This window comes from Lacticaseibacillus daqingensis, assembly GCF_003946115.1.
Classification (GTDB): domain Bacteria; phylum Bacillota; class Bacilli; order Lactobacillales; family Lactobacillaceae; genus Lacticaseibacillus; species Lacticaseibacillus daqingensis.
Genome location: NZ_RHOH01000005.1, coordinates 149,616 through 174,845, shown reverse-complemented (window position 1 = coordinate 174,845; position 25,230 = coordinate 149,616). Strand labels below are relative to the sequence as shown.

At 61.6% G+C, this 25,230-nt stretch carries 26 protein-coding genes; 20 read left to right on the top strand and 6 right to left on the bottom strand.

Features of this window, described 5'->3' with window-relative positions; genetic code table 11:
- The first annotated feature begins 267 nt into the window (after nucleotides 1-267).
- From EKM88_RS08100 to EKM88_RS08085, 4 genes are all read left to right on the top strand, one after another.
- The gene (locus EKM88_RS08100; RefSeq protein WP_125705016.1) at nucleotides 268-1,395 is read left to right on the top strand and encodes a hypothetical protein; all 1,128 of its coding nucleotides are present in this window, start codon (nucleotides 268-270) and stop codon (nucleotides 1,393-1,395) included.
- A 174-nt stretch (nucleotides 1,396-1,569) separates the two neighbouring features.
- Nucleotides 1,570-2,481 carry an ABC transporter ATP-binding protein gene (locus tag EKM88_RS08095; RefSeq protein ID WP_125705014.1) on the top strand — a complete coding sequence of 304 codons (912 nt, stop codon included), beginning with the start codon at nucleotides 1,570-1,572 and terminating at the stop codon, nucleotides 2,479-2,481.
- Complete coding sequence (locus tag EKM88_RS08090) at nucleotides 2,468-4,081, top strand: ABC transporter permease (protein WP_125705012.1); 1,614 nt, start codon at nucleotides 2,468-2,470, stop codon at nucleotides 4,079-4,081. Before EKM88_RS08095 ends, EKM88_RS08090 begins: the two co-directional genes overlap by 14 nt.
- Before the next feature lie 8 nt (nucleotides 4,082-4,089).
- Nucleotides 4,090-4,731, top strand: coding sequence for a TetR/AcrR family transcriptional regulator (locus EKM88_RS08085; RefSeq protein WP_125705010.1), 642 nt, complete (start codon nucleotides 4,090-4,092; stop codon nucleotides 4,729-4,731).
- A gap of 50 nt (nucleotides 4,732-4,781) precedes the next feature.
- On the opposite strand, the gene EKM88_RS08080 is transcribed toward EKM88_RS08085, so the two are convergent.
- The gene (locus EKM88_RS08080; RefSeq protein WP_125705008.1) at nucleotides 4,782-5,174 is read right to left on the bottom strand and encodes a hypothetical protein; all 393 of its coding nucleotides are present in this window, start codon (nucleotides 5,172-5,174) and stop codon (nucleotides 4,782-4,784) included.
- Between the two features lie 229 nt (nucleotides 5,175-5,403).
- Nucleotides 5,404-6,300 carry a PfkB family carbohydrate kinase gene (locus EKM88_RS08075; protein ID WP_164512049.1) on the bottom strand — a complete coding sequence of 299 codons (897 nt, stop codon included), beginning with the start codon at nucleotides 6,298-6,300 and terminating at the stop codon, nucleotides 5,404-5,406.
- Nucleotides 6,301-6,443: 143 nt separating this feature from the next.
- Between EKM88_RS08075 and EKM88_RS08070 the strand changes: the two genes are divergently transcribed.
- On the top strand, nucleotides 6,444-6,725 hold the full coding sequence (locus EKM88_RS08070; RefSeq protein ID WP_125705004.1) for a hypothetical protein: 282 nt from the start codon (nucleotides 6,444-6,446) through the stop codon (nucleotides 6,723-6,725).
- A 143-nt stretch (nucleotides 6,726-6,868) separates the two neighbouring features.
- Here EKM88_RS08070 and EKM88_RS08065 read toward each other — a convergent pair whose 3' ends face one another.
- Together EKM88_RS08065 and EKM88_RS08060 are read right to left on the bottom strand one after the other, a co-directional pair.
- Nucleotides 6,869-7,861 carry a hypothetical protein gene (locus tag EKM88_RS08065; RefSeq protein ID WP_125705003.1) on the bottom strand — a complete coding sequence of 331 codons (993 nt, stop codon included), beginning with the start codon at nucleotides 7,859-7,861 and terminating at the stop codon, nucleotides 6,869-6,871.
- An 85-nt stretch (nucleotides 7,862-7,946) separates the two neighbouring features.
- Nucleotides 7,947-8,807 carry a hypothetical protein gene (locus EKM88_RS08060; protein ID WP_125705001.1) on the bottom strand — a complete coding sequence of 287 codons (861 nt, stop codon included), beginning with the start codon at nucleotides 8,805-8,807 and terminating at the stop codon, nucleotides 7,947-7,949.
- A 134-nt stretch (nucleotides 8,808-8,941) separates the two neighbouring features.
- Here EKM88_RS08060 and EKM88_RS08055 point away from each other — a divergent pair, with 134 nt between their 5' ends.
- The gene (locus tag EKM88_RS08055; RefSeq protein WP_125704999.1) at nucleotides 8,942-9,133 is read left to right on the top strand and encodes a hypothetical protein; all 192 of its coding nucleotides are present in this window, start codon (nucleotides 8,942-8,944) and stop codon (nucleotides 9,131-9,133) included.
- 41 nt (nucleotides 9,134-9,174) lie between these two features.
- Nucleotides 9,175-9,471 carry a hypothetical protein gene (locus tag EKM88_RS08050; RefSeq protein WP_125704997.1) on the top strand — a complete coding sequence of 99 codons (297 nt, stop codon included), beginning with the start codon at nucleotides 9,175-9,177 and terminating at the stop codon, nucleotides 9,469-9,471.
- Nucleotides 9,472-9,525: 54 nt separating this feature from the next.
- Here the strand turns inward: EKM88_RS08050 and EKM88_RS08045 are convergent, their stop codons facing one another.
- A complete protein-coding gene (locus EKM88_RS08045) occupies nucleotides 9,526-11,547 on the bottom strand; it encodes a hypothetical protein (RefSeq protein WP_125704995.1) in 2,022 nt (673 codons plus the stop codon).
- 164 nt (nucleotides 11,548-11,711) lie between these two features.
- Between EKM88_RS08045 and EKM88_RS08040 the strand changes: the two genes are divergently transcribed.
- The 5 genes from EKM88_RS08040 to EKM88_RS08020 all read left to right on the top strand — a co-directional run bounded on the left by EKM88_RS08040 (nucleotide 11,712) and on the right by EKM88_RS08020 (nucleotide 17,236).
- Nucleotides 11,712-12,710: a LacI family DNA-binding transcriptional regulator gene (locus tag EKM88_RS08040; RefSeq protein WP_125704993.1), complete on the top strand. Its 999-nt coding sequence runs from the start codon at nucleotides 11,712-11,714 to the stop codon at nucleotides 12,708-12,710.
- Between the two features lie 50 nt (nucleotides 12,711-12,760).
- On the top strand, nucleotides 12,761-13,927 hold the full coding sequence (locus tag EKM88_RS08035; RefSeq protein ID WP_125704991.1) for a galactokinase: 1,167 nt from the start codon (nucleotides 12,761-12,763) through the stop codon (nucleotides 13,925-13,927).
- A 26-nt stretch (nucleotides 13,928-13,953) separates the two neighbouring features.
- Nucleotides 13,954-14,949: a UDP-glucose 4-epimerase GalE gene (gene galE, locus EKM88_RS08030; protein ID WP_125704989.1), complete on the top strand. Its 996-nt coding sequence runs from the start codon at nucleotides 13,954-13,956 to the stop codon at nucleotides 14,947-14,949.
- Nucleotides 14,946-16,406, top strand: coding sequence for a UDP-glucose--hexose-1-phosphate uridylyltransferase (locus tag EKM88_RS08025; protein WP_125704986.1), 1,461 nt, complete (start codon nucleotides 14,946-14,948; stop codon nucleotides 16,404-16,406). The genes galE and EKM88_RS08025 overlap by 4 nt, the downstream gene beginning before the upstream one ends.
- 455 nt (nucleotides 16,407-16,861) lie before the next feature.
- The gene (locus EKM88_RS08020) at nucleotides 16,862-17,236 is read left to right on the top strand and encodes a YxeA family protein (RefSeq protein WP_125704984.1); all 375 of its coding nucleotides are present in this window, start codon (nucleotides 16,862-16,864) and stop codon (nucleotides 17,234-17,236) included.
- Between the two features lie 27 nt (nucleotides 17,237-17,263).
- Here the strand turns inward: EKM88_RS08020 and EKM88_RS08015 are convergent, their stop codons facing one another.
- Nucleotides 17,264-18,169, bottom strand: a complete 906-nt coding sequence (locus EKM88_RS08015) for a DMT family transporter (RefSeq protein ID WP_125704982.1) — start codon at nucleotides 18,167-18,169, stop codon at nucleotides 17,264-17,266.
- Nucleotides 18,170-18,317: 148 nt separating this feature from the next.
- On the opposite strand from EKM88_RS08015, the gene EKM88_RS08010 reads away from it, so the two are divergent.
- From EKM88_RS08010 to phnW, 8 genes are all read left to right on the top strand, one after another.
- Nucleotides 18,318-19,082, top strand: coding sequence for a threonine/serine exporter family protein (locus EKM88_RS08010; RefSeq protein ID WP_125704980.1), 765 nt, complete (start codon nucleotides 18,318-18,320; stop codon nucleotides 19,080-19,082).
- Nucleotides 19,082-19,534, top strand: a complete 453-nt coding sequence (locus EKM88_RS08005) for a threonine/serine exporter family protein (RefSeq protein WP_125704978.1) — start codon at nucleotides 19,082-19,084, stop codon at nucleotides 19,532-19,534. The genes EKM88_RS08010 and EKM88_RS08005 overlap by 1 nt, the downstream gene beginning before the upstream one ends.
- A 282-nt stretch (nucleotides 19,535-19,816) precedes the next feature.
- Nucleotides 19,817-20,851 (top strand): phosphate/phosphite/phosphonate ABC transporter substrate-binding protein, encoded by a 1,035-nt coding sequence (locus tag EKM88_RS08000; RefSeq protein ID WP_225418457.1) that lies wholly within the window; start codon nucleotides 19,817-19,819, stop codon nucleotides 20,849-20,851.
- Nucleotides 20,851-21,606 carry a phosphonate ABC transporter ATP-binding protein gene (gene phnC / locus EKM88_RS07995; protein ID WP_125704973.1) on the top strand — a complete coding sequence of 252 codons (756 nt, stop codon included), beginning with the start codon at nucleotides 20,851-20,853 and terminating at the stop codon, nucleotides 21,604-21,606. Before EKM88_RS08000 ends, phnC begins: the two co-directional genes overlap by 1 nt.
- Nucleotides 21,599-22,393: an ABC transporter permease subunit gene (locus EKM88_RS07990; RefSeq protein ID WP_125704971.1), complete on the top strand. Its 795-nt coding sequence runs from the start codon at nucleotides 21,599-21,601 to the stop codon at nucleotides 22,391-22,393. The genes phnC and EKM88_RS07990 overlap by 8 nt, the downstream gene beginning before the upstream one ends.
- Entirely contained in the window at nucleotides 22,390-23,226 is an 837-nt protein-coding gene (locus tag EKM88_RS07985; RefSeq protein ID WP_125704969.1) for a PhnE/PtxC family ABC transporter permease, read from the top strand. The genes EKM88_RS07990 and EKM88_RS07985 overlap by 4 nt, the downstream gene beginning before the upstream one ends.
- A 30-nt stretch (nucleotides 23,227-23,256) precedes the next feature.
- A complete protein-coding gene (phnX, locus tag EKM88_RS07980; RefSeq protein ID WP_125704967.1) occupies nucleotides 23,257-24,042 on the top strand; it encodes a phosphonoacetaldehyde hydrolase in 786 nt (261 codons plus the stop codon).
- Nucleotides 24,039-25,151, top strand: a complete 1,113-nt coding sequence (phnW, locus tag EKM88_RS07975) for a 2-aminoethylphosphonate--pyruvate transaminase (protein ID WP_125704965.1) — start codon at nucleotides 24,039-24,041, stop codon at nucleotides 25,149-25,151. The genes phnX and phnW overlap by 4 nt, the downstream gene beginning before the upstream one ends.
- Nucleotides 25,152-25,230: the final 79 nt, after the last annotated feature.

Here is a 25,230-nt window from a genome sequence, read left to right as displayed (position 1 = left end):
GCGCCCCTTGCAGCAGGTAAAAACCGCCGAGCAGCTGCCCATCACGGCGCTTGCCAGGAGGCCATATAATAAGATAACGATTGATTTTGGCGTAATGTTCATGCGATCCTCAATTTCATACGCGTTCAGCGAGATACTTTGTGTCCAATGAAAACAAACTCCAACTAGCGTACCGAGCCACCACCCAAAAGTCAATTTGGCTCACCGCTGAACAAAAGGTTGCCAAGGGCTTGGCAATCGCGCACACTGAGCACGGAGGATACGCCAATGAAACGATTCCTGATCTGCCTTTTGCTTTTACTGCCCCTGGCCGCCTGCCACCAGGCCCAACCGGCCAGCCCCTCGCCGCGAGCCGCCTCGCAGCGCATTTTGACCCGAGCCGAAACGATTTGGCAACAAACCACCTATTACACCTCGAAGGCCAAAGCCACTGGCGCGCTGACCACGCCCACCCGCCACACGGCCACCGCCGGCCAGACGGTCACCACCCACGCCGGTGCACTGGGTGCCAACCGGGCCACGACCTACGCCAAGCTCAAGGCCACGCTGACCCGCACGGACAAGTTCAGCGGCACCAAGACGCGACCGTTCACACTGGCGCAGCTCAACGCGGCGCTCAAAGCCGCTGGCGCCAAGGTCCAGCTGACCAGCTTCAAGGACCTGGCCTGTTTTACCCACATGAGCTACGGCTACCTCGCCGTCGGTCACACCCTGTACGGCCTGCCGCTCAGCTACGCCTATGGCAATCAGCGCGACCCGACGCCAACCACCGCGGACCGCGTTGTCGTGTACCGCGCGGACATCTACCAGGCCCCCAAGCGCTGGCTGAGTGACGCGGCCATCACCGGGCGGTGGGCGGCACAAGACGACCGCGCCGATCAAGTCGTCGTCACCCACGGCAACCTCTACCGCGCCGAGCGCGCCGGTGTGACCTGGTCGACCTACCGCGTCGCCATCCAGTCGCTCAAGCACATCAAGGCCCAAACGCTGTATGCCAACTTGGTCTTTAGCAATAACCAGGGGCTGGCGCTCAGCCAAAACTATGCGATGCCGCGCGCCACCACCCGGGCCGGCAGCGATGGCACCTATCTTTACTTATTCCTGTCCGCCAGCAAGCTGGTGCGCATCGGCCAAGGTACTGTGCGCACGCTGACCAAGATCAGCCGCGATCCCACCACCACGACCCCAAGCGCCGCTACCATTCACCTGTTTGAGCTGGCGGATGCGCAAGGCGGTGACCACTACGCCAATGTCTTGTCGACCGACGCCACCGGCACCACCACGGTGGGGATGGTCGACGCGATCAACCGCTTGACCGAAAATGCGATTCAGCAAAACACCGTGATCGCCACGTTCACCCTCACCGATGGGCAGCTGACCATCACGCGCCGCTGACGGGAAATCATGGCAAAGAAGCGCTTGAGCCAGGCTCAAGCGTTTTTGCGTGGGCGCATGCCAACTCGTATAAATAAATTGACTGGTTAGTCATTGACCAACGAGACAACGTGGTGTTACACTCTAGGCGCAATCAAATCAGCGGCAAAAAGCCGCCAAAACGGAGGCAACACAATGACAGAACCGATTGTCGTGATTGAGCATCTACAAAAACACTTTGGCAAGTTTCAGGCCCTCAAGGACATTACGATGACGGTCAACGCCGGCGAGGTCTTCGGCTTTATCGGCCCTAACGGCGCCGGGAAGTCGACCACCATTCGCACGCTGCTGGGGATCCTCAAGAAGTCTGGGGGCAGCGCAACGATTTTTGGCCAGGATGTCTGGCACGAAGCCGTGGCCATTCACAAGCGCCTCGCCTACGTGCCCGGTGACGTGACGCTGTGGCCCAACCTCAGCGGGGGCGAGGCCATCGACTTGTTCCTGCGCCTGAATGACCAGGCCCACTCACCGCGCACCGACGCACTGATCGCCAAGTTCGACCTGGATGTCCGCAAGAAGGCGCGCACGTACTCCAAGGGGAACCGGCAGAAGGTCGCCTTGATCGCGGCGCTGTCCACCGACGCGGACCTGTACATTTTTGACGAGCCGACCAGCGGCCTGGATCCCCTGATGGAGGAAGTTTTCCAGCAGGAGGTCCTGGGCCTCAAGGCGGCAGGCAAAAGTGTACTGCTTTCCAGCCACATCCTCAGCGAGGTGGAGCGGATGTGTGACCGCATCGCGATCATCCGCGAAGGCACCATCATCGAAACCGGCACACTGGACGCGATGCGCCAGCTCTCCCGCACGCAGATCCGCGTGACGACCCAGCAGCCGCTTGACGCCATCGCCGCGCTGCCCGCCGTGCACAGCTTCAAGGCCACCGGCACCAAGGCCACGTTTGCGGTGGACTCCGAGGCGCTTGGCGACGTCATGCGCGCCCTGACCCCGCTGGGCATCACGGCGCTGCAAAGCACGCCGCCGACGCTTGAGGACCTGTTCCTGCGGTACTACAACCAGGAAGGCGGGGCTGACGATGCAACACGCTAAGACAGGCTTTTTGCTCAAAACGGCCCTGCGCCGCGACTGGCTCAAAATCGTGCTGTGGCTGCTCGGCGTGGTCGGGCTGATGGCCGGCGCCGCGGGCAAGTTCGACACCTTGTATGGCTCACCCAAGGCGATGGCCACCATCATCGAGACGCTCAAGACGCCGGCGATGGTCTCCCTGCTCGGCCCCTTCACGGCGAAGGCGCCTTACACGGTCGCCAACGTTTACGCCGCGGAGATGATGGTCTTCATGGGGCTGTTCGTGGCGATGATGAATAGTTATTTTGCCGTGCACACCACCCGCGCGGAGGAGGACACCGGTGTCGCGGAGCTGATCCGCGCGCATGCTGTGGGTCGCAGCGCCAGCCTGACCGCCGCGAGCCTGGAGCTGGTGATCCTGAACCTGATCACCGCCGTGCTTGCGGCCTTGGGGCTGCAAGCCGCTGGGATGACCGGCGCGGACGCCGCCGGCAACTGGCTCTTTGGCCTCGGTCTGGGCGCGTTTGGCCTGATGTTTGGGGCCTTCACCCTGCTGTTCGCGCAGGTCGCCGACTCGGCCCGCGGCACCACCCTGCTCAGTTATAGCTGGCTGGGCCTGCTGTTCATCGCCCGCATGGTCACGGACGTCACGGACCCCAAGCTGACGTGGTGGACCATTTATGGCTGGATCGAAAAGCTCGCCATCTACGACCAAAACACCTGGTGGCCGGTGCTTCTGATGCTGGCCCTGACCGCCTTGGTCGGTGGCCTGGCGCTTCGGCTGGGCACCCAGCGCGATCTTGGGGCGGGCCTGTTGCCACAGCGCGCAGGTCGGCGTACCGCCAGCCCCTTCCTGCGCGGGCCGCTTGGGCTCGTCGCACGCCTGGAGCGCACCAGCACGATCATTTGGCTGATCGCACTGCTGATCCTCGGGGCGACCTATGGCTCCATTTTCGGCACGGCAGGCGACCTGATGAGCAGCAACCCGACCATGGCCAAGCTGATCGGCACCACCGGCGTGCGCCTTGCAAACCGCGCCATCGTGCTGGCCTTTGCCAATAAGCTGACCGTCATCTTCGTCATTCTCGCCACGATCCCGGGGCTGATCACCCTGTTTCGGCTCAACCGTGACGAGGCCCGCGGTAGCCTGGAGCTGGTGCACGCCAAAAGCGTGAGCCGCCTGCGCCTGTACGCCAGTGTCACCGGCTTCGGCCTGGTGATCGCGCTGGCCGGGCTGGCGCTGGCCATCTGGGGCATGCAGCTGGCCGGCGGTGCCGCGATGGGCCCCGACGCGCTCAGCCTGAGCCGTTACATGCGCGGCTTCTGGGGGTACGCACCGGCGTTGATCGTCACCTTTGGCGTCAGTGCCGTGCTCGTGGGCGCGCTGCAGCGTTGGCAAAGCGTGGCCTGGGCCCTGCCCGCTTACGGCTTTTTCTCCCTGTACCTCGGCAGCCTGCTGGACTTCCCCGACTGGGCCAAGCAGCTGACCCCTTACGGCTGGGTCAATGACGTGCCCCTCAAAGCCGTTGACTGGGGTCAGGCCGGCTGGATGACGGCGCTTGGCCTGGGGTTGCTCGTACTCGGCTACCTGGCGTATGCTAGACGTGACTTACGAGAGAATTAGGTGAAGATATGCCAAGAACCCGACAACCGATCGATCCCGAAAAAAAAGCCCGCATCCTGCAGGCCGCCATGCACGAATTCGCCCACCACGGCTACCGTGACGCCAAAACCGATGCGATCGCAAACGCCGCGGACGTGTCCAAGGGCCTGATCTTCCACTACTTCGGCAGCAAGGCCAACCTGTACCTTGAGACGATCCAGACCACTTTTGACAAAATTATGGCCGCGGCCGACCTCAGCGTGTGGCAGGACGCCCCGGATTTTCGCACCATGGTGGCGCGCGCCCTACGCTACAAGATCCAGTTGCAGCTGCAATACCCCGATGAATTCACGCTCAGCATGGCGGCCTACGCCGAGCTCGGCAGTCTGCCCGAGACTCTGCGGCCCAAGGTCCGCGCCATCTGGCAGAAACTGATGGCGACTAGTGTGCCAACGATCACCAGCCCGGTGGTCGGCCGGCTGAAACTCCGCGCCGGCGTGTCCGCCGAGCAGGTGCAAGGCATGGTGATGATGGTCTTGAACGCCATTGCCGAGCAAAGCAAGGCGATGATCAGCACGAACCCCGCCCTCTCGATCGAGGCCTTTGATCCCATCGTTCAGCAGGCCATGGGCTACATGGACATTCTGGAGCACGGCTTTTTGGCGGAGTAAGGCAAGCAAAAGGCGGTGACTACGCGCGTGGTCACCGCCTTTTCTTGTACTCACAAACCATACGCCGTCTTAATGAGGCGTGGCGCCTTGGTGATGCCGTAGACCTGCACACGGGTCACCGTCGCCTGCATCAGTGCCAGCTCGACATCCGATTCCACGATCAGCATGCCATACGTCTTCAACTCAAGCATCTGGTGATTCGCTTGCGCTTCCAGCAAGCGCCTGCGCGTCACCACCTGCACGCCGATTACAAGACTCGGCGTGCGCTCCTTGGCGATCAGCCCGTCAACCAGATCCTCGCTGGCTTCCAAGCGACTGTGCACGGCTTGCTGCACAAAGTCCGTGCGATTACGATAAAACCCATTCGCCACCAGCAGATCCATTGCGGCTAAATCGGTCGCGGTAAAGTTAAAGGTCAGTTTCTCTGTTTTGTTCTCTACCATCTTATAACCATCTCCTTGGATGGTTATAAGATACCATTGCCGATAAAAAAGGGCAAGCAAAAAGGATTCGCGGCTATGCGAATCCTTTTGTTACCTGGGCGTGTGATTTCAACTGTCAGCACAGCACATACTTCGATAGTCATTGGTGTACGAACACTAGCATTTCATTAGCAGCCTAGCGCGTTCATCATCGAAGGCCGGACCGGAGCCCGGAAATTAAAAACACACCCTAACGCCGACCGGCCGTCACCGGCAACATGTTCGCTTGCATGCCACACACCTTGGCGGCCAGTTTGTTGCCCAGCGCCACGGCATCCTTCATCTGCAGCCCCTTGCTCAGCCCCGCGAGCATCCCCCCACAGTGGCTGTCACCGGCGCCGACCGTGTTGACCACGCGCACGGTTTCGCCTGGCACGATGCCTTGGTCGGTGTCACTGACGTAGTAGTAGGTGCCACGCGCGCCGATCGTCACGATCACCGGTTGGTGCGTCAGGTCGTGCAGGTACGCCACCCGGTCGGCAAAGGTGTCGCCTTTGGCCACCTGCGGCAGTTCGACTTCGTTACAGTGCACCATGACGCCCGAGCGCAACAGCTCTTGCAAAAGCGCTTGGTCCACGGTTTCGATCCGCGCCGCAACATCGAACAGCACCCGTGCTTCGGGTCTGCGGCGGCTGTACATGTCGACAACATCCCGGGCGACCAGCGGGTTGGACAGCTGAAAGCCGCTCAGGTAAAACAGGTCGTAGCTGGGAATATCCAGGTGCTGCAGCCAGTCCGCCCGCATGAGCTGCTCCATCCCCGGCAGCACGATAAAGGTGCGCTCGCCGTTGGGTTCGATCATCGCTACCGTCCAGCCGTTGTCAGCCGTGCCGGGGATCACGCGCGGCGTTTCACCCACCTTGGTGATGTGCGCGGCGATCCGGTCGGCGTTGGCGCCGTGGCCCACTGGCACGAACAGGTCTGCCTGCCCGCCGCCGTAACGCATCCCGCAGTAGGCGTTGATCGCGCAGCCGCCAACTTGGTACTCCAGGAACTCACCCAGCGAGTTGCCGCCGCTACCGGGCACGCTCGGCACGTTCATTAAGGCATCGACCATCGCAGTGCCGAAGATCAAGGTTTTAGTCATGAAGTGATTCGTCCTCCCAATCATTGTCTCTAATAGTTGTACCGCACTCGGCCGTGAAATGTCTAGACCAGTTATCGCCCGCCAACGCGCCCGTGCTATAATTAATCCAATTATTCGCAAAGCAGGTGAACGCCATCATCGCATTGATCAGTCACACGCTATTACTGCTCTATGCCGGTTTAATGGTGTGGGCGGCCGCAACTGCACCACTCCCCGCATGGGCCAAAGCGCTGACCGCATGCGGCAGCGGCAGCCTGATCCTGAGCCTCTGGTGGGGCTGGGCCGTCCCGCTGGGGCTTTTGCTGCTCTTGGTGGCAGCGTACGTCAACGGCACCCAACTGGGCGGCCACCACTGGTCGCACTTACTGATCCGGCTGGGCCTTTCCGCGCTTCTGCTGGGCCTGTGGGTGTTCAGTCGTCCCTAAAGCGCCTGAACCAACTCTGCCCACTGAATGCGTGTCGCGTAGGTTGCTGCCGGCGGCTTGTGCCGCGTATCTCTGACACCCAGCCGGAGCGGCAGCGCACGAGTCAAAAAAAGCGTGGCATCACGCGCCACGCTTTTCCCCCGTCATTCATCTGTTTCGTCATCGGTCACGAATTGCCAGGAGTAGACCACCGCCCCATCAGCTTGCGTCAGCGAGTACGCGGTCGCCAATTGGCCGGTTGCCGCCTGCGCCGTCTTCATCGCCGCAACGGCCTCTGCCATTGTCGCGAACGGCCCGTTGATGGTCATCGTCGCCGCGGGCGCCTCAGCGGCCGCGTCAGCTGCGTCATCTGGGTCGGCCGTCGTCGCGGGCGTTGAATCAGGCGCTTCCGCCACTGCGGTCGAAGGGGTCGCATCGCCGGCTGGCGTCTCCGCGGGGGCTTCGGCGGCTGGTGAATCTGATGACGTTGTCGCAACCGCCGAATCGGTCGGCTGGCTCGCTTCGGGTGTCGTCGTGTCCGGCGTCTCCGGCACCGGCGCAGGCGTCAAGGCCGCCAAAATAGGCTGGTAGTGCGCCTGAAACGCCGCGACCGGCACGGCCCTGACCAAGGCGTCCGCCGTTGCCACATTCGCCGCTGTCGGTGTTTCTTTGGCCACCGTCACCGCCTGAAGCGCGGCCACCTCAGCCACCACCAGCTTCACCCGGTCACCAATGCGTTTGGCGTAGGCCGGGGCCGTCTGCTGCAAGGTGGCGTAGGTCGTCTGAACAGCGCTCGGTGAGTAGGTCGAGTCCACTAAGACCGCATCTGCGCCCAGCGCGTGATCCAGCTCGGTCTGCGCCGCGACAAACAGCTTGGCCGCACGCAGCTGTGCGTCCGCTTCGGCAAATGCGGCCGCCTGCTCAGGGGTCATGGCAGGGGTAGCAGCTTCTGCCTGGGTTTTGGCGTGCTCGGCGCGATTCAACCACGCCGCCGAAAGGTTCGAATCCGGCTTGGTATAAAACGGCTTCGTGCCGAGCGAACTCGTGCTATCAGTAAACTGTTTGAGCGCTTGTTTGACCTGCGGGGCCTTTTCACAGCCCCACAACATCAGTAAGCTCCCCGCGACTAGCGCGGCTTTTCCCCACACTTTTAACACTTGGCACTCCCCCCATCTGATTGTCGTCTAAAATCTGTGTTGGTTCTATTGTAATCAGTCAGGCGCGCAGGCGCAAACGCTTTATTCAAGCCCGGCTGACTAACCGGTCAGCCTGTACGCCCACCGCCTGCAGTGGCCAGGTCCCCGCGACCAGTGTCAGCGCATCGCGGGGGTTTTGCGGCCGGGGGTTGCGCCCAAAACGCGCATCGGCCGCTAAGCCCAACACCTTGAGGCGCCCTTGCTGACCCAGTGGGCTTAGCTGGGTCAGCAAGCGCGCGTAAGCGTCAACCAGCACTGGCGTTCGCAGGCAGCCGGTGGCCAGCAGCACATCGGTGGCCGGGTGCTGCGCGAGCCACTGCGTGATGGCGGCTTGGTTGCTGAGTGGGCCGCTGGCGCCAACCGTTTGACCCACGCGCCGCGCGTTTTCACGGTCGTAGCGGCCCAGCTGACGCTTGGTGACGGGTTCACGGCGGCCGTCCACTAACCGCCGCTGCCAGTGTGCCAGCCCGTAAGTTTGCGCGGCGGCGCTCAGTGTGCCCGCCCGCAAAAAGCTGACGTCACCGGTCACTACCGGCACCACGTTGACGCACCGCAGCTGTGCGTACTGCATCGGCAGGTACTGCACCAGCCGGGCGAAAGTTTCCTCTAGCAACGGTGGCGCCGTGGCGCTCGGGTTTTTCATCACCACCATCAGCTCACGCCGGCCGGTCAGTGGCAATGCGGCCCCGGCGACCGTTGCGGTGGTGCGATCGAGCACTAGGGCGTAGCGCAGATAGTTCACGACCCGTGGCGCCCCGGCCTGGGATTCAATTGCCGCAAGGTTGAGCTCGGCGCCGATTGGCATCGGCCAATCCACCGCCGCCTGCCGCGCAGTCACCTGCACGGCCCGGGTCGGCGCCGTTTGCGTCCAGCGCCACCGACACGGCATCAGCTCAAATTGGGTCATCTCACCATCTCCTCGCTTGTATTGTACCAAGTTTCACAATCAATCGGCAGTCCCGAATGTGACTTTGATTCAGTCTTTAGGCGGATGCCCCACCCCCGAACTGCGGTATCGTTGAGTCATAAGGGGGAATTGGGATGACTATTGTGATTGGGTTAATTTTTCTGGGTCTCGGGGTGTTTCAACTATGGATGACCTGGCGGAGCACGCGTCACATTGTCAGCGGCAAAGTGCGTACGACCAATGGCTTCATGCCGCTGGGGCTGTGGTTCAGCTTCCTGATCGGCGGTCTCTTCATTCTCGCCGGCCTGATCAGCCTCTTCAGCTGACTATGCTATAATGCCCCTAATAACGCGTTAAGGAGAAACTCATGCCATTACTTGCACTGCTACTCGATGCCCTCGCCTTTGGGCTATACACGCTTCAACCTGCCGGCGGGCCGGCCACGGCGATCGGCCTCGCCCTCCAAGGCGGCCTAGCGCTGATCTTGCTGGTCATGACCTTTGGCTACAAGGGCAAGCGTCTGGGCTGGTTCAACTTCAACACCTGGGCCCACAACTTCACCCTCCGTTACGCCATCATCGTGTTGTCTCTGATCGCCAACGCCTTGCTGGTGTTCCTGTACTATCTCAGCTTTGCCGGCCTCAACAACCTACTGTTCCAATAAAAAAGGTTCGTGCCCACCCCATCGGGTGACGCACGAACCTTTTTTGTCTACGCGCTAGTCGAAGCGGATCTGCACAAGCTGCAGGTGTGCCAGTGGCACCGGAATGATGACGCGGTCGCCCACCTGTTCAAGCGCCACGCGCGTCTCTTGGACCTGGTCGCCGACCCGGGCGATCACCGTGGCGTGCGTCGTCATCAGCGGTGTGGCTGGGTGCCACACGATCTGCGGATAATCATCCAGCGTAAAGTTGGCGGCCCACAGGGTCAGCCCCTCCTGCGCGGTGGCGACCAGCTTGGTATTAGGCATGCCGATCAGATAATCGACGTCGGTCAGCTCACTGAGGATCTGCTGGTACAGCCCCTGCTTAAAGCCGATGTACTGCGACTCCCAGCCGTACTTCGGGTCCTCGTCCATCGGCATGACCACGATGCGGTGGTCGATGACTGCCATCACGTTGCCCAGCTGCTCATCGAACTCGTTGTACGCGTGGCTCCAGATCGCGACATCGGCCCCGGCCGCGTACTCGAGCCGCAGGTAATCACCGGTGTGCTGTAGCATCGTGATGCGCGGCGCGGCAATGCCTTCCACCGTGTGCCCATCGGCCGCCTCAAAGGACTGGAATCCGCTGCGGACTTTGTGCCACTGGGCGGACTTGATGTGCAGCAGGTCCCCTAACCCACGGTCGAGCAGTACCTGAACCGCCTCACCGTCCAACAGCACAACGTTATCACTCAGCCACTGCCGCACGGTGGCGTCATCAAAGTTGCGGAGCAGCTGTCCCGAAATGGCCAGCCGCGCCTTGGTGAAGGTCGCACCCGCCTGCACCGGCGTGATGGTGGTGGAGAAGCCAAAGGTCGAAAGGAGCGCGGCCCAGTTGGTTTCGTGCGGTAGCATTTCCTCTGGCGCCGCCCCATCCAAGGTGTGGATCGTGTAGCTGGAATCCTGATCCACCAGCACCTGGATGCCGCGTGTTTGGCTCATGCGCAGCCGGCGCGTGGTGATGCGGTCGAGGAACGCTTTGCTGTCGGCCAGCATCTCGGCATAGTGGTACTCGTCATCGATGCCGTTGCCGATCATGTCAAACAGGTTCAGCAGGATGCCACTGGCCCCAGCCAGCGCCGCGGTTTCGATCTGGAACCGGGTGAAGGCCACGGACTTCACGAACGGGGAATACATATAGTTTTCAAGCTCGGGGAACAAAACCGCGTCATCCCCCAGGTAAGCGGCGGTCGTGCGCGTATAGTCCTCAAACACGCGCGAATACTTCAGCGGCGCGATCTCGTTATACGCCGGCAGGTGCGGCCGCGCCACCCGCGGGTGCCCGGCGCCGCGCAGGTTATCGAACAGCCCGGCCCAGTCGCGGCCTTCGATCGCGTGCCAGTTCGGGAACGAGGTCATCTGCGCCAGGTTGGTCTCAGGGGACACGGCGTGCACGCGGCCCTCGATCTGGTGCACGGTGTCCTTCATCTCCTGCCGCGCCACGTCAAGGTACACCCGGCGCGCCTCAGTTGGCTCACCGGGCTGAAGCATCTCCTTCACGAAGTCCGCGCGGCTGATGGCCCGGCCCAGTTTTTCCTGGTAGAGCGCCATGTGCCGGTCACAGAAACACGCGAGCTTCAGCGGGGTGTGGTTGTAGTGGCGAAAATCGTCCTCCAGCCACAGCTCACGCGGGTGCAGGGTGGCATACTGCGCGTACCGATCCGCGAGGTAGTTGCGCCACTTTGGATCGGCCGGACAGCCCATCGAGGTGGCCTTTTTGCCGTTGATGTCGACCAGCGTCTCGAACCCGATGCTCGGGTCGATCACCTTGCCCCGGTCGCTGTGCATGATCGTCGTCCATGGGTTCAGACTGGTGGACACGTTCAGGGCCGCCAGCCGCTTGGCCAGTGGCCGGATGGCATCCAGCCACACTTGGGTCTGGGCTTCCGTCAGGTGGCTGGCGTTCAGCTCCTCAGGGTTAATGAAGAAGGCGACATTGTCGACCTTGGCCTTTTGAACGAACGCGATCAGCTTGTCATCTTTGACCGGTGTGTTGGAACGTGGGTCAAGCGTGTAGCGCAAGGAATACTGAAACATAGCGTGAGCCTCCACTCTCTTTACTAAACTATTCACGGTGTTGAATCGGGTTATCAACCGGTTACAGTGTACCATAGCCCCCCCGGGAAAAGGCAACCAACGAAATCTTTTTGTTCACATTTTTACCATCTTTTAGTAAAATAAATTCGACAGCAAAGAAGGAGATGAGTGTTATCGCGACGCTTAAAGATATTGCGCAAGCCGCCCATGTCAGCAGCGCAACCGTGTCTCGCGTCCTCAACGCCGACACATCCCTGCAGGTCAGCCCCGAGACCCGCCAGCGCATTTTTGCGGCCGCCGAGGCGCTGAACTACACCAAGCACCAGCACCGTGCCCCCGCCAGCGCGGGGACCATCGGGTTAGTCCAATGGTACTCAGAGGTAGCCGAAACCAACGACCTTTACTACCGGGCCATTCGCTGGGGGGCCGAGACGCAGCTGCAAGCCGATGATTTCGCCGTGGACCGCGTCTTTTCCAATGAACCCCTGCCGCCGGCCAGCGAACTGGCCGGCCTGATCGCCATTGGGAAGTACTCCCCGGCCCAGCTTGCGACCTTCAAAGCGCTGAACCGGCCACTGGTGATCGTGGACCAAGACACCTTGGCCCAAGGCATCAGTTCGGTCACCACGAGCTTCGGTGACCCAGTGGACAAGATCGTTGCCCACTTTCTGGCGCGCGGCCACCAGCGCATCGGCATGATCACTGGGAGCGAGGCCACCACCGACGGGGTCGCGTTAGTCGATCAGCGCCTCGTCGCCTTTAAGCGCGCCATGCGCACGCAAGCCAGCTTGGACGAAAGCCTGATTTTTGCCGGCGAGTTCACCATTGAAGGCGGGTATGCCACCATGACGCGGGCCATCGAGACACAAGGCGAGCAGCTACCCGACGCGTTTTTCGTCGCCAGCGACGCGATGGCCATCGGCGCCATCAAGGCCCTGCAGGAGCACGCCATCGCCGTGCCAAAACGGGTCAGTGTCATCGGCTTCAACGACTTGGCGGTGGGCCGCTTCCTGAATCCGAGTCTGAGCACAGTACAGGTGGCGACCCAGATGATGGGCATGAGCGCCGCGCGCCTGCTCAAAGATCAGCTGGATGGGCTGGCCACCGCACCGGTGCGCCTGACCCTGGGCAGCCAGCTCGTGCTGCGCGACAGCAGCGACTAATCCCCCGCCACATTCAACCACGCACACACACGCATAGGAGGCGCATCATTATGGATACAGCAACATTACGCACCGGGTTTCAGGCCCAATTCGGCCACGCCCCAGCACACACCTACTTCGCCCCAGGGCGCATCAACCTGATCGGGGAACACACAGATTATAACGGCGGCCACGTTTTTCCTTGTGCGATCAGCCTTGGCACCTACGCGGCGGTCGGGCCTAACGACCTGAACGCCTTTCGGTTATTCTCGGCCAACTTTCCCACCGCAGGCCTCACGACCCTCGCCTTGGACGCGCTGACCAGCCCCAAGGACAACGCCTGGACCGACTACTTCAAAGGCATGGCCCAGGTGCTGGCCGCACAAGGCGCCACCCTCACCCACGGGTTGGATGTCTACATTGAAGGCAACCTGCCAGCCGCGTCCGGGCTCTCGTCGTCCGCCTCGCTGGAGCTTTTGACTGGGATCATCCTCAAGGACACGTTCAGCCTGGATGTCACCATGCTGGACTTGATCAAGGCGGGCCAGACCACCGAGAACCAGTACATTGGCGTCAACTCGGGCATCATGGACCAGTTCGCCATCGGCATGGGCCAAAAAAACCGCGCGACCTTACTGGACACCAACACCCTCGAATATGAATACCTGCCTCTGGCAATGGGCGACAATGTGGTAGTCATCATGAACACCAAGAAGCCACGGGCGTTGGCGGACTCCAAGTACAACGAACGCCGCAGCGAATGTGAGGAAGCCCTGCGCCGCCTGCAGACGCAGCTGGACGTGCCAAGCCTCGGCGCGCTGTCCATCGATGAATTTGACCAGCACACCGCGCTGATCTATGATGAAACACTGATCAAGCGCGCACGCCACGCCGTGTTTGAAAACCAGCGCACGCTTCAGGCCGCCGCCGCCCTGAACGCCGGTGACCTGGCCCAGTTTGGCCGGCTGATGTCGGCCTCCGGGGTGTCACTCGCCTATGATTACGAAGTCACTGGCGTGGAGCTGGACACGCTGGTGCAAACCGCGCTGAAGCAACCCGGCGTTCTGGGCGCCCGGATGACCGGTGCCGGGTTTGGCGGCTGTGCCATCGCCCTGGTGGCCAAAGCGCAGGTGCCAGCCTTCACCGAAGCGGTCGGCCAGGTATACGAAGCAAAGATCGGTTACCCGGCTGAGTTCTACGTCGCCGAAATTGCTGACGGCCCGCGCCAGCTGGATTGACCCGCACACAATAGGAGGATAACCACATGACAATTGCTGTTTTAGGGGGCGCCGGCTACATCGGCTCCCATACCGTTGCCCAGCTGATCAAAGCCGGAGAAGACGTGGTGGTGCTGGATAACCTGATCACCGGCCACCGCCGCGCGGTCGACCCCAAGGCGCGCTTTTACCAAGGCGACATTCGCGACTACCACTTTTTGAGTCAGGTCTTTCGCGCAGAGCACATCGACGGCATCATTCACTTTGCTGCCTTCTCCATCGTGCCTGAGTCGATGAAGGACCCGCTCAAGTACTTCGATAACAACACCGGCGGCATGATCACGCTGCTTGAGGCCATGCACGAGTTCGGCATTCAACACATCGTCTTTTCCTCCACCGCCGCCACTTACGGCGAGCCCAAGATGATCCCGATCAAGGAAACCGATCCGCAGGTGCCGACCAACCCGTACGGCGAATCCAAGCTGGCGATGGAAAAAATCATGCACTGGGCTGACGTCGCGTACGGCATCCACTTCGTTGCCCTGCGCTACTTCAACGTGGCCGGTGCCATGCCTGACGGCTCGATCGGGGAGGACCACCACCCGGAGACCCACCTGATCCCGATCATTTTGCAAGTCGCGGCCGGGACGCGCGATGGCCTGCAGATCTTCGGCGATGACTACCCAACCAAGGACGGCACCAACGTTCGCGATTACGTGCATGTTGTCGACCTGGCCGATGCCCACATTCTGGCGCTGGCGTACTTGCAGGCGGGCCACCCCAGCGACGCCTTCAACCTCGGCTCCGCGACTGGATTCTCCAATCTAGAGATCCTGGAGGCCGCCCGCAAGGTGACCGGCAAGCCCATCCCGGCCACGATCGGGCCACGCCGCGCCGGCGACCCAAGCACGCTGATCGCTGCCTCCGACAAGGCGCGTACCGTGCTGAACTGGCAGCCTCACTACGACAACGTGGAAGCCATCATCGCCACCGCCTGGCAGTGGCATGAGGCGCGCCCGGAAGGATTCGGTGATAAGCGGTGACCGCCCTCGACCATCAAGTGGACTTCATTCTCGCGCATAACCCCGACTACACGGGGCTGGACCGTGTCTACCTCGCCAATCGCGTGCTTGCGTTGTGCGGGGATGCCGCGGCCACGTTCCCTGGCGCCAGCGACCCGCTCACCAACCTCGACAGCCTGGTCGAAGCCGCCGTCACCAACGGCACCTGCGAAAACACCGCCAGTGCCCACGAGATCCTCGCCGCCGAGCTGATGGCGCTGGCCACGCCCAAGCCCAGCACGGTGAACGCAACGTTTTGGGCGCAGTACCAGACCAGTCCCAAAACCGCGACGGATTGGTTCTTTGCCCTGAGCCGCGCGAACAACTACATTCAGACCCGAGCGATCGCCAAGAACCTGAAGTTCCCGGCGCACACCGACTACGGCGACCTAGAGATCACCATCAACCTCTCCAAGCCGGAAAAAGACCCGAAGGACATCGCCGCGGCCGCCAAAGCCACCCGCTTCGGCTACCCAGCATGCCAGCTGTGCCTCCAAAACGAAGGCTACCTGGGCCGCGCAGACTACCCGGCCCGTGGCAATCACCGCATCGTGCGCTTCACCCTTGGCGGCAGGACCTGGGGCTTCCAGTACTCGCCTTACGCCTACTTCAATGAGCACGCGATCTTCCTCGACGCTGAACACACGCCGATGCACATCAACGCCCAAACCTTCACCAACCTGCTGGACATTGTGACCCTGTTCCCCGACTACTTCGTCGGCAGCAACGCCGACCTGCCCATCGTCGGCGGTTCAATGCTCAGCCACGAGCACTATCAGGGTGGCCGCCACACCTTTGCGATGGCGCAGGCGCCGGTGGAAAAGACGCTCCCCCTGCCTGATTTTCCGGCCGTGACTGCGGGCCGCGTGAAGTGGCCGATGAGTGTTATCCGCCTGACTGCAGAGGATCGCACGCAGCTGGCGGCTGCCGCCGAACACATTCGCGCCGCCTGGACCACCTACTCCGATGAATCTGTCGATGTCCGCGCCCTAACGGCCGGCACACCGCACCACACGGTGACCCCGATCGCGCGGCGCGTGGGGGCCGCCTACCAGCTCGACCTCGTGCTACGCGACAACCAAACCAGTGACGCCTTCCCGGATGGCATTTTTCACCCGCACCAAGACGTCCAGCACATCAAGAAGGAGAACATCGGCCTGATCGAGGTCATGGGCCTGGCCGTGTTGCCGGCCCGCCTGCGCACCGAGCTGGCCGAGGTCAAGCGCTTCCTGCTGGGCGAGCCCAACCAGATGCTGGCCAGTCACCGCCCGTGGGCCGAGGCCCTCGCCGCCCAGTATGCCTGGACGCGCGCGACTGCCGATGACCTGCTAAACCAGGCGGTGGGGCAAGTCTTCGCCCGCGTGCTTGAGGACGCCGGCGTCTTCAAGCGGACCGAGGAAGGCTTGGCCGCCTTCGACCGGTTCACCCAAACGCTGTAACGCAAAAAATCGTTCTCGCGACCGGCTGGCCACGGGAACGATTTTTTGTGTCCGCAGGTTTCGCCCTCAAGTTGCTTTGAGGTCCAGCCAACGGCACTTCCAGTGCCGCTGACTGAACCTCCGCCCTCTGATTGAGAATTACGCTGAGTTTCCGATAGTTGATCACGTTTGCAAAACAACAGTTACATGAGACTGAGCAATGCACAGCGACTTTTCAACTAGCCCTGAATCGAAAAAGATGAGGTCCCTGCCTTATAGGCCGTATCCTCCGACAAGACGTTACATCTGTTACGGTCATCGCAATCAGGCTATCCAACAGCGCGGATAAGCTGCTAGCCACGACCAACGAACAAAATCAGTCGGTGGGTCACGTGGCGCCTCATGCGCAAGACGGATAGGCAAAAAGACGTCCTCCTGATACGCTGGATTCATCAGCAATTAGGAGGACGTCATTCATGAAAAAAGTATTTGGAATTTTAGCCGGGTTGGTGGTGGTCGTTGGGTTGGCGCTTTTTGGCGCGAAGCTTGTAACCGCACAGCTCAGCTCGGCGGGCGCCGCACTCATCGATTCATTCAACCCGCTTGTTCAAGAAGGAACGGTGTATGCGAAAACCACTCAGCCAAGCACGTTTGAACAACACCACACGCCAATTTATGTGCAAACAGCAGTCGATCCATCTGGCAACACACGCCCGATTCGCTTTATGGGCATGAAGGTCTTCAAGCAAGGCCGCTATCTAAAAATCCGCAACAAAGGCGCGCACGTCTTCACCTACGAGGCAGTCGAAAAAACTGCGGTTCCATCGGCAGCGCTGGCGAAACTCAAGTAAGTACTAAAACTTGAGCCGGTGCCGCGCTCACCGCCGCGGCAAGCGCAGCTTGCGCGCCGGCATGGTTTGCAAAAACGTGGTGGACAAGACGAGCAGGCCGCCGAAGACCTCAGCCAGGCCGAAGCTCGCGTGGAAAAACAGGATGGCGATCAGGGTGGCAGACAGCGGCTCAAACACGTTGAGCATCGCCACGGTCGTCGGCCGCAGATACTTCATACTTTGCAGGTACAGCAGGTAGGCAAACAGCGTGCCGAACACGGTCACATAGCCGATCCCCAGCACGATAGGCAATGTCAGGTGTGGGCCGCGCTGCACGATCAGTACCGGCAAAAGCGTCAGCCCACCGAGCAGCATCCCCCACCCCGAAACGATCAGCGCGTTGAACTGCGTCAACAGCTTGGCGGGCATCAGGGTGTAGATCGCGGCGCCCAGCCCCGCACCGATGCCCCACATCAACCCCGCCGGGGACAGTGCCAGCGAGTCGAGGTGTCCCCGCGTCACGAGGAAAAAGATGCCGACAAAGGCCACGAGAATAGACACCACATCCACGCGGCGCGGCCACTCTCGGTGCCGCAACGCCAGGTAGACGATGATGAAAACTGGGCCGAGGTACTGCAGCACTGTGGCGGTCGGCGCGTTGCTGGTGTGCACCGCCTCAAAGTAGGTGAACTGTGACACCACTACGCCAAGCACGCCGAACACAAACAGGTCCCACAGTGCGTGCGGTGTGCGGTGCACGCGCGCCAGACTCGGGCGCTGACGCACGAGGTTGTACGCCATAAGCAGGCTCCCCGCGCCCAGCAGCCGCACGGTCACGAGCCAATCGGGTTGGATCCCCGGCTGTTTGAATAACCACTGAGCCACATTCCCCGACACACCCCAAAACATCGGCCCCAGGATCGCGCAGAAGAGCCCCTTTTGCTGATCAGTCATGACAATTCTCCTTAAAAAACTCCAATGCGCTAATATTACCAGCGTTATCGCCGAAATTAAACCCTTTTTACCCACACACGGCAACTTGCCGAAACCAGAACATGACCCGTATACTGAAGGCAATCAGTCCTTGAAGGGGGCCACGCGAATGCCCAGTGAAAAAGTCATCATCGAATTATGCGGCCGGGTCGGCAAATTGCTACTGGCATACGGCGCTGAAACCGGCCGAGTGGAAGGCACCGTCGAGTACATCGGGGCCGCGGCCGGCGTGCCCATCTCGTGTCACGCGACCATGACCGCCCTGTTCGTCGACGTCGATACCGACACCGCCACACACCTCGTCAAGGTGCGCACGCAGGACTTTGACCTGCGCAAAGTGGATGCGGTCAACACCCTGTCGCGCCAGTTCACCGCCGGCCAAATCAACTTCACCGCGTTGCAAAGCGGGATCGCCCGGATCGAGGCGCAACACCGCGACTATCCGTGGCCGATCAAAATTCTCGGCGCTGGGCTGGTGTCCGTGGCCCCGATGCTACTGTTTCAGGCCACCTGGGCCGACCTGGCGCTGGCCTTTGGCGTCGGCATTGCCGGATACCTGGCGGCGCAACTGACGGCCCGCCACACTGCCACGCCATACATCGCCGTGGCGGCCGGTGGCGCCGTCATCGGACTGCTGGCCACTGCCCTTCAGCTGGGCGGAGTGGGGACCAGCGCGGATAACATCATCATCTCCGCCTTGATGCCGTTGGTGCCGGGGGTGGCGATCACCAACTCGCTGCGGGAGCTGATCGCCAAGCACACCATTTCCGGACTGGTGCGCGCCGTGGATGCGGTGATGGTGGCCGGGGCCATCGGCGGCGGCGTCGTGGTCGGCAGCGCCTTGATCACGTTAATGATGGGGGGCTTACGCTAATGACGCTCCTCATTCACACCCTCGTCAGCTTTGCCTCATCGGTTGGGTTTGGCATCATCACCAACATTCCCAAACGCACCCTGCTCCCCGCCGGTATCACCGGTGCCGTCTCGTGGGTCGTCTACGTCCTGATCGCCGGAGCCACCCCCAGCGTGATTCTGCCAAGCCTGCTGGCAGCGGTCACGATCGGCCTGGTCGCCAACGCGTTTGCCCTCATCGTCAAGGCCCCGGTCAACGTGATGTACATCCCCAGCCTCGTCTCCCTCGTGCCCGGTGCCATCATTTACATGAGTATGAAGGACTTCACCCTCGGTCAGGAAACGGCGGCGCAGCAAGGCCTGATCAAAACGCTGACCATCGCCATCAGCCTGGCAGTCGGGTTCCTGGTCGCCGAGGCCATCGTTCGACCACTGCGCAAGCGCCTGATGCGCGCACTAAAGCGCACCAAATAAGCCACGCAGCCATCACCCCTCGATTCCTCGGGGGGTGATTTTTGGCGTGGCCGCGCCCAAAACCTGCGTCCTGCGCCGCTTCTTTTCGCGTCTTGCGCGGCAGTCGTTGGCCGCATTTGGCGGCAGGATCAACTGCCGCAATGCCGGCTTTTATAAGTGGCCTTATGAAATTTACATTTTCCCGGTCAACATTCACACAATACTTACATTAGTGGGGTCTGATATTTACGTTCACCGCCTACGCTAAAGGGGTACTAAATACAACCACAAAGGATGATGACTGTGAAACCTGCACTGAAAACCGCTTTGGCGATGACGACACTGACCGCGCTGACCGGGATCGCACTGGTGGGCTGCGGGCAAGGAAACAACGCGGCAGCCGACAAAAAGGCGCCCCTGACGATGGTGTTTTACCCCAACGAATCCGCCAAGAGCTTCGCCCCGTCGCGCAATGAGCTGAAGACACTGCTCGAAAAGGCCACCGGCCGCACCGTGAAGCTACAAACCACCACGGACTACAACGTGGCCATCCAGTCCCTCGCCTCGGGCAAGGCTCAGATCGCCTTCATGGGCGCGTCCGGCTACATTCACGCCCGAGCCCTGAACAAGGCCATCCAGCCGGTGGCCGCGATCTCCGGCCCGACCGGTACGCTTGAAGGCGCCGCCTACCGCAGCTACATCATGGTACCAAGCGATAAAGCCAACGACTACAAGGCCGGCAGCAGCTACAGCCTGACCGCGCTGAAGGGCAAGCGCTTCAGCTTCGTCTCCAATTCGTCCACCTCTGGCTTCGTGGTGCCCGGTGCCGCGTTGACCAAGGCCTTCAACCTGAAAAACACCGACAGCCTGGAAAAATCCGGCGACTTCTTCAAAACCGTCCTGTACGGCGGCTCGCACCAAGGGAGCGCCGTCAACCTCGTCAAAGGGGACGTGGACGCCGCAGCCTTTGACGATGTCGACCTGCGCCCCTACCTTGAGGTCACCCAAGGCGATTACGACACCCCAGGGAGCGTCTTCACGGTGAAGGCCGATGCCCCAGAACCATTCCAGGGCCTCGCCGGCAAGTCCGTCACCGCCATTGATGTCCTGCCGGTTCAGCGCGAGCCATGGGTGCTGAACACAAAGGTGCTGGACAAGTCCACCCAGCAGGCCATTACGAAGCTGCTGTTAAGCAAAGCCTTCAGTGACAACAAGAAACTCTTCACTGCCCCAGACGCCAAGGTCCCAATGCTGTTTGTCAAAACCACACCAGAAACCCGACTGGTGCCGGTCACCGACAAGTGGTACCAGCCGACGCACGCGCTGATCGGCCTCTAATGCTGACCGTTACCGCGCTCAACAAAACCTACCCCAACGGTAAACGCGGCCTGATCGACGTCGGGTTCGAACTTCAGGCCGGCACCGTCACTGCCATCATTGGGCCCAGCGGCGCCGGGAAAACCACCCTGCTGCGCAGCCTCAACCGCTTCATCACGCCGGAAAGCGGCACCATCGAGCTGGACGGCCTGGAGCTGGTGGGCGCCACTCGGGCCGCCTTGCGCCAGGCCCGGCGCCATATCGGCATGATTTTTCAGGACTACAACCTCATTGAGCCGCTGTCGGCCTTGGAGAATGTGCTGCACGGCACGCTGGGCGACAAGCGCCTGCTACCTGGCATGATGGGGCTTTACACCCACGCCGAAAAAAAGCGCGCCATGGCACTGCTGCAGGAGGTCGGGCTGGCCGAGTCGGCCACCCAACCCGCCAAGAGCCTCAGCGGCGGCCAAAAACAGCGCGTCGGCATCGCCCGCGCCTTGATGCAGTCCCCGCAAGTGATCCTGTGTGACGAACCGATCGCGAGCCTCGACCCGCAAAGCACCGCCACCATCATGACGCTACTAGCCAAGCTGGCCAAGCAAAAGCAGCTGACCATCATCATCAACCTGCACCAGGTCGACTTGGCCCGCGAGTACGCCGATCACATTATCGGCATCAATGCGGGGCGCTGCGTCTTTGATGATGCGACCGCGGCCCTTGATGACGCCGCCCTGGCCCGCATCTACGCCCAAGAGGAGGCGATGGTCAATGGCTGAGCTCACGCGCTACTTCAGCCACCAGCGCCGCGTGCGGCTACTGGTCTTCGGCACCCTTTTGGCCCTGCTTTTGCTGGCCCAAGTCGCCTTGCAGCTGAACGTGATCGAAGCCGCCACCGGCGTGTTCGCCGGCTGGGGGTGGCTGGTCGCTAACTTTGCCCCCATCGCCAGCGCCTTCCCCGCGCTTGGCGAGATCAGCTGGCAGCTTGCGGCCACCGTTTTGATCGCGATCGCGGCCACCATGGTCGCGGCTGGGGTGGCACTGCTCCTAGCCCTGGCCGGGGCGCGTACCACGAGCCACTGGCCCCTCGCCCAGGCGCTGATTCGGCCCTTTGCCAGCATCATGCGCAACATCCCGTTCGTCGCTTGGGCGCTGGTGCTTCTGTTTTCTTTCAAGCAGACCCCGTTCACCGGCTTTCTCGCGCTGCTCTTGATGTCCGTTGGCTACCTCACCCGCGCGTTCATGGAAACGCTCGACGAGGTCGGCCACGGCGTGATCGAGGCGCTTGAGGCCACCGGGGCCGGATACTGGGCCATCATCTGCCAGGGCGTGCTGCCCGCGGCGGCCGCCCCACTGGTATCCTGGCTGCTGTACATGATCGAAAACAACATTCGCGATGCCACGCTGGTCGGGATGCTGACCGGTACCGGCGTCGGCTTCCTGTTCGACCTTTACTTCAAAAGCTTCCGCTACCCGGCTGCTGGGCTCGTGGTCTGCGCCATCATTCTGGTGACGATCGCCATCGAGCTGAGCGCCACCAAACTAAGGCAGGTGCTGAACGCATGATTGAAACCCCCGTCACCAGCGGCCTTGAGCCGCCACAGTTAGACCTCACCGTCCCCAAAGGCATCCGCAGCCGCTCCCGGACCGCGGTGCGCGCCACGCTTGGCACGCTACTGCTCGTCACCGCAGTCGGCCTGCTGACTTTGGCGCCAGGCCAGCTCGGTCCCGCCCTTCTCAGCCTGGCCCACAACCTCAAGCTGATGTTTTTGCAGCCGCACCTCGGCCAGGACACGCTGGCCCAACTGCTTGGGGCCCTTGGCCTGAGCATTGCGCTGGCCGCCTACACAACAATCATCGGGGCCGTGGTCGCCTTTGCTTGCGCGCTGCTGACCGCCCGCAACCTCGCGCCGGCCTGGCTGGCGACCACGATGCGTACCCTGATGGCCTTGATTCGCGCCATTCCCACCATTTTGTGGGTGCTGGTTTACGCCGTGGTCATCGGCCTGGGCACCGAGGCTGCCGTAGTGGGGCTGAGTTTTCACTCGGTCGCCTACCTGACCAAGGCTTACGCCGAAGCCATTGAGGCCATTCCCACGGCGAAGCTGGACGCCTTACGCACCAGTGGGGCCAGGCCGCTGCTCATCATTCGCCACGCCGTGTGGCCCAGCGTGCGCGGAAGCCTCTTGAGCTGGACCTTCATTCGCTTTGAGATCAACTTCACCAACGCCGTGGCCGTCGGCGCGGCGGCCGGCACCGGCGGCATCGGGTACTACCTGTTCATGGCCAGCGCCTTTTACTTCGATTTTCAAGAGGTGGGCGCCATCGTCTACCTCGTGCTGGCCTTTGCCCTCGTGCTGGAATTCGTGGCCGTTCAGCTGCGCCGCCGCACCGCCTGACCCTTACTTCGCAAGACTTGGAGGACCCTTATGTCGATCAAAGCCGTGATTTTTGACTGGGCCGGTACCACCATTGACTATGGTAGCCGCGCCCCACTGATTGCCTTTCAACGCACCTTCGCCCGCTACGACGTCACTATTCCCGCCGCCAAAATTCGCCGCGACATGGGCATGGACAAGATTCAGCACATCCAAAAGCTGTTGCAGGATCCCACCGTGCACGCCCAGTTGGCGGCGCATCCGGACCTGGCCGGCAAGCCGTTGGCACGCACCCTGTTTGCACAGTTCAAGCAGACGTTGCTGACCGTTTTGCCTGAAACCGTGGTGCTCAAGCCGGGCATTGCTGAGCTACTGACCACGCTGGCGGATGCCGGGATCCCGTATGGCAGCACCTCGGGTTACGATGCTGACATGCTGGCCCGCATCCTGCCGCTGGCGGCCAAGCTCGGACTGGCCCCGCAGGTCAATGTCACGTCCGAACAAACCGATGGCGTGGGCCGGCCAGCACCGGCGATGAACGCCCGCGCCATGACGCAACTCGGTATCCGCGACCCCGCTCACGTTCTCATTGTCGGCGACACCGTCAACGATATCCTGGCCGCCGAAGCCGCCGGCGCAAACTCGGTGGGCATCATCGAGGGCTCTAACCTGTTGGCCTTCAGCGAAGCCGAGTGGGCCGCGCTGCCGGCCCTTGACCAACAGCAACACGCGGAGGCCGTGCGGCGCCAGTACGCGACTGCCGGGGCCGATGTGATCGTGCCCAACGCGGCGGCGTTGACCACCCTGATCAAAAACGAAATGGAGATGCCCGCATGACTGCCGATTACCTCTTATTGACGCCCGGTCCCTTGACCACCACGGCCACGGTAAAGGCTGCGATGCAACACGATTACAGCACCTGGGATCACGACTACAACGCCATCACCCAGGGCCTGCGTCGCGACCTGCTCACCCTCGCCAATGTCCCCGCAAGCGACTACGCCGCCGTGCTGCTCCAGGGGTCCGGCTCCTACGCGGTGGAAGGTACGATTCAAACCGCGGTGCCCGCCAATGGCACGCTGATGATCGCCATCAACGGGGCATACGGCCGGCGAATGAGCGAGATCTGCGACTACTTGCACTTGGCACACGTCGATGTGGTGTTTGACGAAACCACCCCCGTCACGCTGCCACGAGTGGCTGAGGTGCTGGCGCAACACCCCGAAGTCACCCACTTTGCCATGATCCACTGTGAAACCACCACCGGGATCCTGAATCCGATCGAAACCGTGATCCCCGCCATGAAGGCGCACGGACTGACCACGATCGTTGACGCCATGTCGAGCTTCGCCGGCGTGCCGATCGCCCCTGCAACGCTTGGCATCGACTACCTGATCTCAAGCGCCAACAAGTGCCTGCAAGGGGTGCCCGGATTTGCCTTCGTCATTGCCCGCCGCGCCGCCATCGCGCAAACGAAGGGCAATGCGCGCAGCCTGAGCCTCGATCTGTTCGCCCAGCTGACCACCATGGACGCACACGCCGGTAAGTGGCGCTTCACCTCGCCCACCCACGTGGTGCTCGCCGCCGCGCAAGCGATGGCCGAGCTATTCGCGGAAGGCGGTGTCCCAGCCCGCAACGCCCGCTACACCGCCAATCAGCAACACCTGACCACCGGGATGGCGGCGCTTGGTTTTGAACAGATCGTCGATGCCGCTTGGCAATCCCCGATCATCACCAGCTTCGCGTTTCCCAGCGCCGATTTTGACTTTGACGCCTTCTATCAAACGATGAAGGCCCACGGCTTCGTGCTGTACCCCGGCAAAGTCTCCCAGTGCGCGAGTTTTCGCATCGGCACCATCGGCGACGTCCATGACGCCGACATCACCCGCCTCTTGGCCGCAATTGCCGCGGTCGGCAAACCCGTGGTCGCCACGGCGAGCGCCTAGACCACTCAAAAGAGGCTGAGACAAAATGCGGTTTTAGCCCAGAGTATAAGCATGGCCTCCTGTAAAACCCGAACTTAGG

What these genes read in the sequence shown, in the direction of transcription:
- EKM88_RS08095 (WP_125705014.1), top strand. Translation starts at nt 1,570, where the DNA reads ATGACAGAACCGATTGTCGTGATTGAGCATCTACAAAAACACTTTGGC.
- galE (WP_125704989.1), top strand. Translation starts at nt 13,954, where the DNA reads ATGACAATTGCTGTTTTAGGGGGCGCCGGCTACATCGGCTCCCATACC.
- EKM88_RS08010 (WP_125704980.1), top strand. Translation starts at nt 18,318, where the DNA reads ATGCCCAGTGAAAAAGTCATCATCGAATTATGCGGCCGGGTCGGCAAA.
- phnW (WP_125704965.1), top strand. Translation starts at nt 24,039, where the DNA reads ATGACTGCCGATTACCTCTTATTGACGCCCGGTCCCTTGACCACCACG.
- EKM88_RS08100 (WP_125705016.1), top strand. Translation starts at nt 268, where the DNA reads ATGAAACGATTCCTGATCTGCCTTTTGCTTTTACTGCCCCTGGCCGCC.
- EKM88_RS08020 (WP_125704984.1), top strand. Translation starts at nt 16,862, where the DNA reads ATGAAAAAAGTATTTGGAATTTTAGCCGGGTTGGTGGTGGTCGTTGGG.
- phnC (WP_125704973.1), top strand. Translation starts at nt 20,851, where the DNA reads ATGCTGACCGTTACCGCGCTCAACAAAACCTACCCCAACGGTAAACGC.
- EKM88_RS08005 (WP_125704978.1), top strand. Translation starts at nt 19,082, where the DNA reads ATGACGCTCCTCATTCACACCCTCGTCAGCTTTGCCTCATCGGTTGGG.
- EKM88_RS08085 (WP_125705010.1), top strand. Translation starts at nt 4,090, where the DNA reads ATGCCAAGAACCCGACAACCGATCGATCCCGAAAAAAAAGCCCGCATC.
- EKM88_RS08050 (WP_125704997.1), top strand. Translation starts at nt 9,175, where the DNA reads ATGCCATTACTTGCACTGCTACTCGATGCCCTCGCCTTTGGGCTATAC.
- EKM88_RS08055 (WP_125704999.1), top strand. Translation starts at nt 8,942, where the DNA reads ATGACTATTGTGATTGGGTTAATTTTTCTGGGTCTCGGGGTGTTTCAA.
- EKM88_RS08015 (WP_125704982.1), bottom strand. Translation starts at nt 18,169, where the DNA reads ATGACTGATCAGCAAAAGGGGCTCTTCTGCGCGATCCTGGGGCCGATG.
- EKM88_RS08040 (WP_125704993.1), top strand. Translation starts at nt 11,712, where the DNA reads ATGAGTGTTATCGCGACGCTTAAAGATATTGCGCAAGCCGCCCATGTC.
- EKM88_RS08090 (WP_125705012.1), top strand. Translation starts at nt 2,468, where the DNA reads ATGCAACACGCTAAGACAGGCTTTTTGCTCAAAACGGCCCTGCGCCGC.
- EKM88_RS08035 (WP_125704991.1), top strand. Translation starts at nt 12,761, where the DNA reads ATGGATACAGCAACATTACGCACCGGGTTTCAGGCCCAATTCGGCCAC.
- EKM88_RS08060 (WP_125705001.1), bottom strand. Translation starts at nt 8,807, where the DNA reads ATGACCCAATTTGAGCTGATGCCGTGTCGGTGGCGCTGGACGCAAACG.
- EKM88_RS08045 (WP_125704995.1), bottom strand. Translation starts at nt 11,547, where the DNA reads ATGTTTCAGTATTCCTTGCGCTACACGCTTGACCCACGTTCCAACACA.
- EKM88_RS07985 (WP_125704969.1), top strand. Translation starts at nt 22,390, where the DNA reads ATGATTGAAACCCCCGTCACCAGCGGCCTTGAGCCGCCACAGTTAGAC.
- EKM88_RS08075 (WP_164512049.1), bottom strand. Translation starts at nt 6,300, where the DNA reads ATGACTAAAACCTTGATCTTCGGCACTGCGATGGTCGATGCCTTAATG.
- EKM88_RS07990 (WP_125704971.1), top strand. Translation starts at nt 21,599, where the DNA reads ATGGCTGAGCTCACGCGCTACTTCAGCCACCAGCGCCGCGTGCGGCTA.
- phnX (WP_125704967.1), top strand. Translation starts at nt 23,257, where the DNA reads ATGTCGATCAAAGCCGTGATTTTTGACTGGGCCGGTACCACCATTGAC.
- EKM88_RS08080 (WP_125705008.1), bottom strand. Translation starts at nt 5,174, where the DNA reads ATGGTAGAGAACAAAACAGAGAAACTGACCTTTAACTTTACCGCGACC.